11 protein-coding genes are annotated in these 11246 nt (G+C 47.6%); all 11 read left to right on the top strand.

Annotated features, from left to right (window positions below):
* Positions 1-197: hypothetical protein (locus QHH26_13405; GenBank protein ID MDH7482952.1), on the top strand; the 197-nt coding region annotated here is incomplete at its 5' end.
* The gene (rbsK, locus tag QHH26_13400; GenBank protein ID MDH7482951.1) at positions 191-1114 is read left to right on the top strand and encodes a ribokinase; all 924 of its coding nucleotides are present in this window, start codon (positions 191-193) and stop codon (positions 1112-1114) included. The genes QHH26_13405 and rbsK, both read left to right, overlap by 7 nt.
* Before the next feature lie 141 nt (positions 1115-1255).
* Positions 1256-2305, top strand: coding sequence for a peptidylprolyl isomerase (locus QHH26_13395; protein ID MDH7482950.1), 1050 nt, complete (start codon positions 1256-1258; stop codon positions 2303-2305).
* A 204-nt stretch (positions 2306-2509) separates the two neighbouring features.
* Positions 2510-3667 carry a Gfo/Idh/MocA family oxidoreductase gene (locus tag QHH26_13390; protein MDH7482949.1) on the top strand — a complete coding sequence of 386 codons (1158 nt, stop codon included), beginning with the start codon at positions 2510-2512 and terminating at the stop codon, positions 3665-3667.
* A gap of 276 nt (positions 3668-3943) precedes the next feature.
* Entirely contained in the window at positions 3944-5284 is a 1341-nt protein-coding gene (locus QHH26_13385; GenBank protein ID MDH7482948.1) for a hypothetical protein, read from the top strand.
* A gap of 173 nt (positions 5285-5457) precedes the next feature.
* Complete coding sequence (gene tatC / locus QHH26_13380) at positions 5458-6207, top strand: twin-arginine translocase subunit TatC (protein ID MDH7482947.1); 750 nt, start codon at positions 5458-5460, stop codon at positions 6205-6207.
* Positions 6204-8471 carry a DEAD/DEAH box helicase gene (locus QHH26_13375; GenBank protein ID MDH7482946.1) on the top strand — a complete coding sequence of 756 codons (2268 nt, stop codon included), beginning with the start codon at positions 6204-6206 and terminating at the stop codon, positions 8469-8471. Before tatC ends, QHH26_13375 begins: the two co-directional genes overlap by 4 nt.
* A 110-nt stretch (positions 8472-8581) precedes the next feature.
* The gene (locus tag QHH26_13370) at positions 8582-8851 is read left to right on the top strand and encodes a hypothetical protein (protein MDH7482945.1); all 270 of its coding nucleotides are present in this window, start codon (positions 8582-8584) and stop codon (positions 8849-8851) included.
* A 26-nt stretch (positions 8852-8877) separates the two neighbouring features.
* Complete coding sequence (locus tag QHH26_13365; GenBank protein MDH7482944.1) at positions 8878-9132, top strand: GlsB/YeaQ/YmgE family stress response membrane protein; 255 nt, start codon at positions 8878-8880, stop codon at positions 9130-9132.
* A 351-nt stretch (positions 9133-9483) separates the two neighbouring features.
* Complete coding sequence (locus QHH26_13360) at positions 9484-10173, top strand: hypothetical protein (GenBank protein MDH7482943.1); 690 nt, start codon at positions 9484-9486, stop codon at positions 10171-10173.
* A 318-nt stretch (positions 10174-10491) separates the two neighbouring features.
* On the top strand, positions 10492-11246 hold a 755-nt coding region (locus tag QHH26_13355), incomplete at its 3' end, for a GerMN domain-containing protein (GenBank protein MDH7482942.1).

The raw sequence follows: 11246 nt of genomic DNA, 5'->3' as shown, positions 1-11246 counted from the left end.
AAACAGAAGAGGTTGACAACGACATAGTTCTTACACTTGAAAATCCCTCACTGCGAGACCAGACGCTTTCCGTTCGGCATTCCAGGATTGGCGTGGTAGGTAAGATAACAATTCCAGCACAGGATGAATTGAGAGTACGGATAGATGGACGCCGGGGCGATATTAAGGAGCTCGAGCCGGAGGAGAAAATCTGGTGAGCCAAATTGTTGTTGTCGGTTCAAGCAACACGGATATGGTAGCCAAAACTGAGCGAATGCCCATGCCGGGCGAGACGGTCTTTGGCGAATTTGTAATGGCTCCTGGCGGCAAGGGCGCGAACCAGGCGGTCGCAGCAGCTAGGCTCGGAGCAGAAGTTACTTTTATTGCTCGAATTGGCAACGATGTTTTTGGTGATTTGTCGTTCAGTAATTTTGAACGCGAGGGAATTAGGACAGACTTTATAATTCGGGATTCTTCCACACATTCTGGAGTTGCGTTAATCTTCGTAGATGCGAAAGGCGAGAACTCGATTGTAGTTGCTCCTGGGGCGAACGGAAGACTTGCGCCGGAGGATGTTGATAGAGCACAAGAAGCCCTAGCAAAGAGCAAAGTTCTTCTTCTCCAACTCGAGATTCCGTTAGAAACCGTATTCCACGCCGCAAGTATTGCAGAGAAGCACGACGTAAAAATAATTCTTACCCCAGCACCTGTAAGGCAATTGCCAACGGAGCTACTTAGATTAGTTGACGTGCTAGTGCCAAACGAAACCGAGGCGGCGGCACTGCTTAATTTGCCGAGTGAATGCTTGATTGATAATCCGCAGGCTGCCGCTGGACTGCTTGATCTGGGGGTTGCCAGCGCAGTAGTTACCCTTGGCTCACGCGGCGCCCTGATTGTAACGCGTGAAGGGAACCAACTTGTGCCTGCGATTCCCGTCAAGGCAGTGGACACAACCGCGGCGGGAGATGCTTTTACTGGTGCGCTTTCGGTGGCGCTTGCGCGAGGCGAAAATATGAGAAAGGCTGTAGAATTCGGAGTAGCTGCCGCGGCGGTTTCGGTTACACGAATGGGAGCTCAGCCTTCCCTGCCAACCGAATCTGAAGTATTAGAGTTGCTCAAAGGGGTGGTGAAGTAAAGCAGAGTACTAGATGGTGAATTATATTGTTAATCTAAGGTAATTAGCCTTGGAATAGCTTGCGAAAAGGTCAGGACATATTGACCTGCGATGGCATTTGTTGTAACATAAGCGGTAACGCATTTCGAAAGGAGAGGTCGAATGCAGACAAAGAGAATTCTTATTTTAATCGCAGTAGTCATAGCAATCTCGGCAATCCCGGCATATTGTGCTAAGCCGGTGCCGGACATAGTGGCTACCGTGAACGGTGAGAAAATCACCAAAAAGGAGCTGGAAAACATCCTATTTGATTGGAGCGGCCCCTTGGCGCTTGAGGAGCTGATTGACCACCGATTAATAGGACAAGAGGCAAGGAAACAGGGCATTGTTGTTACCCCTGAGGAAATCAAGAAAAAGATGGAGGAGAGCAAGAAATTCCTTCCTCCGGGCATGTCTTTGGAAGAGGCTTTGCAGCGTAGCGGAATGACGCCTGGACACTGGTTTGCCAGGTTAAAGGCTCAAGCTCAAGCCGAGGGAATAGTTAGAAAAACAATCAAGATAACCGATGAGGATCTTGCCGGACAAGTAAAGGTCTCGCGAATCTTAATAAAAGTCCCGTATAAACAGGACGAAGAAGAGAAAAAGAAAGCCGAGCAGGAAGCTCAGGAGAAGATTGCCAAAATCTCTCAGGAGATAAAAGATGGATTGGCATTCGAAGAGGCTGCAAAGAAGTACTCCGAGGACCTAATGACAAAAGAGAAGGGCGGCGACATGGGTTATGTGCCCAAGAACACAATGGGTAAGGAGTTTGAGGAAGCTATTGCTAAGCTCAAACCTGGTGATATAAGCGACCCATTCAAAACCGCAATTGGGTATCAAATCGTAAAGTATTTCGGTAGCGGCAAGGAAGCACAAGGAAACGAAAGAAAGGAACTAATAGACCGTCTGACCACAATGCAATTGCAACAAAAAATGAATGATTGGTTCCTTACGCTTAGAAATAAAGCAAAGATTGTAAACTATCTGGCTCCTCAGCCGCCGAAACAACAAGAACAGCCAAAAGTAGAAGAGTCCAAACCAGCTGAGTCGCCGAAGCCTGCCGCTCAGCCGTCCGAAGAAGCCCCCAAAGAGGAGTCAAAGAACGATGCTCCTCCTCCTGGAGTAAGCGATGCGGAAGCAGCAACGTCGCCGCCACCGCCTCCTGCGCCGTAAATAAATCAAAAATGAGCGGTCCAACTCTTGTGGCGAGTTGAAAATAAAAGTCCGGGCTTGCAGGCTCCAACTCGGGGCATGCAGGCCCGGTCTCTGCTTTCATTAGCTGATTAGCTTTTAAATATTACGGATAGCGTAAACACCTCATTCTAGCTTGCAGAGTCCAAACATCAAAAGAAAGTTTATCGAAGAGGAGGATTAGGAATGGCAAAGAAAAAGGTTAACGTCGGACTTGTGGGCTATTTGTTCATGGGAAAGGCGCATAGCGTTGGTTATCGCGACTGCGCATTTGCTTTCCCGGATGTCAAGGCTGAGCCCGTCATGAAGGAGATATGCGGGCTTGTTGGTGCTGAAGCGGCGAAATATGCAAAGCAGTATGGTTGGGAGCGGTCAAGCGAAGGTTATCAACATGTGGTCGAAGCCGATGACATCGATTTGGTAGATATTGCTACCGGGAACGATACGCACAAAGAGATTGCGATTGCGGCTGCAAAAAATGGCAAGCACATCTTCTGCGAAAAACCAATGGCAATGAACACGGCTGAATGTAAGGAAATGATAGATGCCGCCGAGAAGGCAGGTATCATCCACATGATAAACTTTAACTACCGCCGTGTTCCAGCCGTTGAGCTGGCAAAGCAAATGGTTGAAAAGGGAATGATAGGCACGCCTTATCATTTCAGGGCTGTTTACCTGCAAGATTGGATTGTGGACCCCGAATTCCCGCTTGTTTGGAGACTTCAGAAAGATAAAGCCGGCTCAGGTGCTCATGGTGACCTCAATGCTCATATTATTGACCTTGCCCGCTACCTTTGCGGTGAGTTTGATGAGGTATGTGGTTTAATGAAAACCTTTATCAAACAGCGTCCAGTTCTCTCAGAAGCGACAGGAGGGTTAAGCGCTAAAGCTGGAAAGCAAATGGGTGAGGTTACTGTTGACGATGCGACGCTTTTCCTCGCCAAATTCAAGAATGGTGCAGTTGGCACCTTTGAGGCAACTCGCTTCGCCACCGGAAACCGCAATGGAAATCACTTCGAGCTAAACGGTAGCGATGGCAGCATACGATTTAATCTAGAAAGACTAAATGAGCTGGAATTCTTTAATCGCAAAGACAAGGAAGGACAGCAAGGTTGGAAAACAATCCTTGTTACAGACCCGCCGCATCCATACATCAAGGGTTGGTGGCCAGCAGGCCATATAATAGGTTGGCAACATACGTTTGTTCATCAGATATACAATCTAATGAACGGAATTGCTACAGGCAAAAATCCGGCGCCTGACTTCTACGATGGATTGAAATGCCAAATGGTGCTGGATGCTGTGGAAAAGTCGGCCGAGACTGGACAGTGGGTAAAAGTATAGACATGGATTGGCTTTCTGCTTGCGGTGATTAAGTGCACTAAATAGGTTGTAGAACCGTAATTGAATTTCATAAGGCTGGCTAATTGCGGAACAGCACGGCCGCAGAGGAAGTCAAACTTAAGGGAAAGGCTTCGGGGAGGGGTGGTTCGTTGACTTTCGCTCCTCCCTTATGCTACGATTAAGTCTGTCTGAAAATCCCGGGGGATGGATTTATACCCAAGCGGTCTCGAATCAATACCCTGTGGTGACTTTAATGAATTGAAGGGCCAGAGAGATATGCTAAGAAGTAGGCTAACAATTATAATCACTTTCGTGGTTATGTCAGTACTACAATTGACATACCTCCACGCTCAAAGCGTGAGCGACATCGAAATCGCAAGACCGTTGGACGGAGCGACTGTGCGGGAAAAGGTGCGCATAATCGTACCAGGCAGATGCGTTCCACAAGGCGGTTTTGTCGCTTACTTCATAGATGGCCGCTTTAGGGCAGCAGTCTCAAATCCAGATGAAAATGGCGGATCCTACGTGTACGTTTGGGATACCAAAGCCGAGGAAACCGACCCGAGCCTTACCCCAGAGCAAAGAAAACCGCGAGAGGGTAAACATACCATAAAGGTACAAGCTTTGGATGCGGGAGGCAAAAAGACTGGCAAAAGTAAAGAAATCACAGTGTACGTGAAAAACAAAGCCGAGCTTCCGCCTGGTGGGATTAGACTGCGATACAAGCTAAGACAAGGTATGGTAGTAGACTATAAGTACTCCATCACCGCAAGCCTCAAAAGCATTCAGGGGACGACAGAACTTGCCAACACAGTAGGTCAAGCATTCGAAGGCTCCGAATTAGTAGTGAGGAGATCGGTCGAAGATGCTCGGCCGGACGGCACATTTCTAATCCGACAAAAGCCCATCGGAACGATTAAGCTCGTGCAAGGTGGGAGGTCAGTGCCCGCGCCAAGCCTGAATATTCGTGCTGCTTATGATATTGAGGACTTGTCGGGTCGAGTTAGCTATATTATGGGTTCAAGTTCCCCAGGCTTGTTGATAACAGTTGACCTGCCGAATTTTCCTTCAAACAAGTTAGTCGTGGGCGATTCGTGGACTTCCAGAGATAAGGTTATTCGGGATGTACTCACTGGCGAGTCATTGGTTCTAAATACCCATAGCACGCTAGAAGGGGCAGAGTGGCATAACGGTTATCCTTGCGCAAAAATCGTCACGACATTTGAAGGCATTGGACGATCTCCGTTCCCGACCGCGCTCAAGGGAAACTCACAAATAAAGGGTGAAACAATCACATATTTTGCTTATCAGATTGGCAAATTAATCTCGTCGGTGACTACGGCTACAATTACGGCAGAAACCGACTCGGCATCGGTGTCGGCGCTAGCTCAGCAAATAACTAGTGGGTCGAGCTATGCATCCAGCGTATTGAGCGGAGCTTCTTTGGGAGTGTCAAGCTCAACAAGTGGTCCAGGCGGTTTCGAGGAGCCGCCGCCACCCTTGCCCACTACAAGCGGGCCAAGCTTCAGCGTTGGTACCCGACGAAGCACTACGCCGACCCAGAGTAGCGTGCAGGTGGTCTTCGAAGTAAAGCAGAGTTTGGAACTAGCTCGCTAGTTTACGCAGGCGTAAAAGAGTTTTGGTAGACTTGACTTAATATTGGCTCGGGCGGGGAGTACTTTCCCCGCCTGAGTTTCCTTAATGGCAAAAGCGGCTTACAACCTATCCGAGAAATGCAAAGGATAAAATAGTTCAGTAGTTCGCAAGGTAACCAAATAGTGCTTAGTTCTATGAAGACCGAAGTTGAGGAAGACATCGAAAACGGAAAACAGCTGGAGCTTGTAGAACATCTAGCTGAGCTTTGGACAAGAATCATACGGTGCGCAATATATCTGGCTATCGGTGCATGCGCCGGATGGTTTTTCTTTCCATTCTTCTTCAAAATCTTGGCCGGTCCAATCATTGGTTTCTTGAAAGAGATGGGAAGTTCATTCCTTCTCACCGGCGTTGCTGAAGGATTTACAATCAAGTTCCAGATATCCCTAATTACAGGTTTAATCCTTGCGCTGCCGCTAATCACCATGGAGGGATGGGGATTCATTGCCCCAGGTCTGACGCGGAAGGAGCGGCTAGCGGTTAAGCTTGTAGCCCCCCTTTCAATATTGTTATTCTGTTTAGGCGTGGCACTAGCCTACTTCGCACTACCAATGGGAATTAGGTGGTTGATAAGCCAGAACCCACCCGGCGCGAAGTTTATGCCTTCTGTTGCGCAGACACTCCTATTTATAATAAAAATGTACTTGGCTTTTGGCTTGGTGTTCCAAACCCCCATCATACTGATGTTCCTTGCAAGAGTTGGAATTGTTGACTCACAGATGTTGAAATCATATTGGCGGCAGGCCGTCCTTGCTCTGCTTATCGTTGCTGCGGCCGTAACACCCTCCGGAGATGCAATGACAATGATGATGATAGGCTTGCCCATGGTCTTCTTATACATTCTTAGCATTGGTCTTGTGAAGCTTGTTGAACCGCGGTCATGAGTCTGCGGAAATTCCTTGCGGAACTTCAAAACTCGCCCGACTACAAAGGACAGCTTGTTCATCTAGCTGTCATACCGGCAAAACCGGCTCGCTATAGTGAAGCCATATATAAGCTTAATCCTCGTCTTTGCGAACGACTCAAAGCCCTCGGAATAGATAAGCTTTACTCACATCAAGCCGCCGCAATTAACGCAGTTCTGGACGGACGTCATGTGGTTGTTGTAACATCAACTGCAAGCGGCAAAACCCTATGCTACAATATTCCCATTCTCAACATCCAGCTCTCAGAGCCAGCTAAGCGTGCCATTTATCTGTTTCCTACAAAAGCTCTTGCACAGGACCAGTTGCGCAAACTTAACGAGCTCAATCACCAATTCGAACTTAGGTTTGGGATATACGATGGGGATACACCTCAAACTGAACGGCGCGCCATACGCAAGAATTGCCATACGGTTCTGACGAATCCGGACATGCTCCACCTTGCGATACTGCCGTATCACACTCAATGGGCTGAATTTTTCCGCAATTTAGCATTTGTAGTTATAGACGAAATGCACGTCTATCGCGGAGTATTTGGCGCACATGTTGCAAATATTATTAGGCGTCTGCGCCGCGTCTGCCGCCATTATGGTTCTGTTCCGCAGTTCATTGCATGTTCAGCAACAATTGGCAACCCTGAGGAGCTAATGAGGAAGCTCACGGGCGTAAGGGCAGAGGTCATAAATGATGATGGCTCTCCCTCTGGGGAGAAGTTGTTTGCGTTTTGGAACCCACCTTATATAGGTGTTGGGGAAAGAAGAAGTGCAAACTGGGAAGCGGCTTACCTTCTCTCTAAGCTTGCATGTCGGCGTATAAGAAGCATAACTTTTGCAAAAGCAAGGGTTGTTGCCGAGCTAATTTATCGATATGCTAGAGCGAATTTAGAAGCGCATGATCCTGAGGCTGCCGGGAGGATTATGCCATATCGTGGTGGATATACGCCCGAGCAGCGACGGCAGATTGAGAAGGGGCTTTTTGGAGGAGAGCTTCTAGGAGTTACGGCAACTAATGCACTTGAACTTGGTGTTGACATCGGCGACCTAGAAGCGTGCATTCTTACGGGTTATCCAGGCACGATTGCCAGCACTTGGCAGCAAATTGGACGCGCAGGCAGAGGGCAAAATACATCGCTTGCCATTCTAATAGCGCTTAACAATCCGCTTGACCAGTTCATTATGCAGAATCCTACCTATTTATTGGACCGTACTAATGAAAAAGCCATTCTGGACCCGCAAAATCCCTACATCCTTGCTGAACATCTGTGCTGTGCTGCTTATGAAATTCCTATTTCGGAACTCGATTGTGATCTTTTCGGCGCGAATTCGAAGCCGATTTTAAACCTGTTGGCTGAGTCGGGGCAGATAATTCGCCAAGGGAAGTGGTTTTGGAATGGTGAAGGCTACCCAGCGGCCAACGTCAACATACGTTCCACAGGAGGAAATAGTTACCTAATTTACGACATTGCTAAGCCTGGGGAACCTCTGGGCTCAGTTGAGGAAGCTACTGCTTTCCAAATGATTCACGAAGGGGCAGTCTACCTTCATCAAGGCGAGTCGTATGTTGTGGAACGCCTTGACCAAGTAGGACGCTGTGCTTATGCTTCCAGACGTGATGTGGACTACTACACCTCGGCTACAACTGTTACGGAAACCCTCATAAAAAGGACGCTTAAATCCCAAACATTGGCGGGCGCACAAGTATGCTTTGGCGAAGTGATTGTAACGGAGCAAGTCATTGGCTATAAGAAAAAGCGCTTGCTTACTGATGAAACGCTTGAGAGCGTAGACCTAGACCTTCCACCTCAGTCGTTTGATACCCAGGCAATCTGGCTTGTTATTGATTCCTCTATAGCAAGGATTGTTCAGAGCCGAGGCTATGACCTAGAAGGTGGCATTCACGGCCTAGAACATGCGCTAATAGGAATGATGCCTCTATATGCCATGTGCGACCGCCAAGATGTTGGTGGAGCATCCCATCCGTCGCATTTTCACACTGGGCTTCCCACTATATTTATATATGACGCACATCCCGGCGGCGTTGGCATCGCCGAAGATGCATATACAAAAATTAAAGAATTGATTAATTCAACTCTAAAAGCAATTTCCGAATGTCCCTGCTTTGATGGTTGTCCATCCTGCATTCATTCTCCCAAATGCGGCAATAACAATTCCCCGCTTGATAAGCAAGCCTCATTACTAATCCTGAATGCCCTTGCTAATCTGTAAACTTGACGCTTTCTTGTCTGCCGTAGAAGTTAGTGAAGTTGTTGGCACGGTTTAGATTCCGAGTCATGCGGGTAAACAGCTCCAGTATATATTCAACTAGAAGTGTGTTGATGCGTATGAGCGAACCAGGCAAGTCAGCAATTTTGGGGACATTTATTGTCATTCTGCTAGTTATTATTGTTATAGTTCTAGTAGCGTACTTTGCATGGTGGGTGCCGGTGCATCGTGGGACTGGGATAATTCAAAATCCTGCCCAAGACGAAACAGTACTTGTTTCCACAGCCAAGAAACAGCCACTCCCTTTACTAATGCTTCATTCGCTTCAAAAGCAGCCTGCACTACCTTCGCAAAAGACGGCGCCACAGCAAGTGCTTTATTAAACCTATTATGAAGGGAGTGATACATCATGACATTAGGTGGTCTTTTTCTCCTGTTTGTTATTGCTGCAGTAATAGGAGCAATTTTTGAGCTAATAATGGGCATAAAGACGGGTGCTGACTGGATAGGAACAATTATCGTAGGTTTCTTGGGCGCCTGGGTGGGGTCTGCACTTTTAAGGATTGGTCCAATATTTAGCGGAGTATACCTAACTTCGGCCATATTTGGGGCAATTGTCCTTGTATTCCTGCTGAAATTGGTAACCGTACGCCATGCGACCTAAGTGGTGCCCAACTGGCTATTTTAAGGGCTAGAAATTTTAGGACTTTCAACTTGTAAGAAGGATTAATAATTCTGAGTGCCGAATTTATTAACCGTTTGAAAAATAGCTGAATTACCAAAAGGCAAAGTTGGTAAAGAGCCATTGGTTTAACTGCGCTATTGAATTTTGCATGGCGTTCTCATGGTGTCGAAAGGATTTAAATGCAGAGAAGTTCTTCATAAAGCAAGACGCCAAAATTGCTATGGGGAGGTGGTAGCAAAGTTATTAATAACAAGAGTTGCGGCGGAGAATCCTTCGTTGCTAGTTGATGAGTAGAATTAAAAGTTAAAAACCTAAAAAGGAGTTGAAAGGATGAAGAACAGTTTTCTAGTATTGGCAATCGGTTTATTGCTTGTATGTGCCTGTTTAGGAATAGCAAGCGCTGCTCCTTCGTTCTTTAGCACTTCAGGCAATATATTAACGCCAGATGACACACTTTTGTCGCCGGGAGGTTTCAGCGCCAACTACCACGCCATCGAAATCGAGGACACCGACCAGACGCAGACAATTATAGGTGCCAATGTAGGGGTTACACCCTCGCTTGAACTTGGGGTTGCAAGGGTTGACTTTGATAATGGAAACGAGGAAACTATCATCAATGGCAAATACTTGCTGTTCCCCGAGACTGCAGCGAGGCCCTCATTGGTCCTGGGTGTATTAGACCTGGGCGGAGAGCTCGATCCAGATGACGATCCTGGCATCTACGTACTGCTCGGTAAGAACCTTACGCCGATGGCTTCGGATATCGCCGGCGAGCCCTCAAAGCCTCTGAGGGGCATCGTAGGGTTTGGTACAGGTTTCTTTGATGGATTGTTTGGGGCTTTGGACTGGACAATCAGCCAGCGCATGAGCCTAATGGCTGAATACGTTGACACCGATGATGATGCTCAGTTCAATGTAGGCGTCAGGTTTGCGTTGACAGACATGCTACGCGGCGATGTGGCATTGATTGATGGCGATGATCTAGGATTCGGAATTAGCTTCACAAAGATGGGGCTTTAAGCTGATTTACTAGGCGCAGATTAGCTTTCTTATCCTCTGTTGTGGTGGCGCGAGAAATGCTGCTACAACAGAGGAAATTTTATTTATGGGGTTTTATCCACCTTGGCTTGAAATATCTTAAATGTTAGTTACTTCTGAAGTATGAAGGCTTCCGATGATTACCCAAAAGGCTACTTGACTTTTTTGTTCTTGGCGTTATAATTCATGTAAGTTCGCTAGCGTACCACAGAGTCGTTTTTTTGTTTCTGCATCCGAAACATCCCATGGCCACCACGATTCCGTTTGGTACGAGCGGAAAATTTCATGGGAGGGATGCGTATGAAAGACTTGTGTCTTTCGCCGTGGCGAGTAGTGCTGATAGCACTACTTGGGTGCCTCTGCATTGCCAGTGGTGCCCTAGCCGGACCGGTAGCCTATATTGATGGCGGTGGAGAAATTTTCGTAACCAACCATCCCAAAGCGGTGGACGCGGTCTCGGCACTTTCTCTACTATCCTCACCACCTCCGAGTACGCCATTTACTCCAGCATTGACCTCGGCAGTGCCTCCTGGCACTAAGCTCCTCGATTTCAGGATTGAGGGGAATAAAGCGGTTGTCAATTTCTCCCGAGGCATTTTGGTGCACGAACTTACGGAGGAAAGGCTTGCAGGCATCTTCGATCAGGTGAAAGCTACCCTTTGGAATTATGGCTTTCAAGGTGAAGTTGCCGTGAATGTCGAGGGTACTCCGCTAGCGGAGTATGTTGCGCCTACACCTGTTATAGAACCTCGCAAAGAGGCTCGCGTATTGGGATTGGGAGGTCGCAGTATCACTCTGTCTCCTGGGCACGGTTGGTTCTGGAATGGCAGTGGCTGGTATACACAGCGGCCTGTATACTGCTCGCCGCTGAACGAAGAAGATTTCCACACTTTGGAAATCTGCCAGTACATCCAGACCTATTTGGCACAGGATGGCATGACTGTAAAGATGGTGCGCTGTACAAACAAGAACTATGGCACTTGCTCGTATAGTGGCAAGCCTTGGTGGCAGATGGCAGCTTGTTACTGGCTTCAGCACGTTGGCTATCCATGTAG

It is taken from the genome of Armatimonadota bacterium, assembly GCA_029907255.1.
Classification (GTDB): Bacteria; Armatimonadota; UBA5829; order DTJY01; family DTJY01; genus JAIMAU01.
This window is presented reverse-complemented; position numbering and strand designations above follow the sequence as displayed.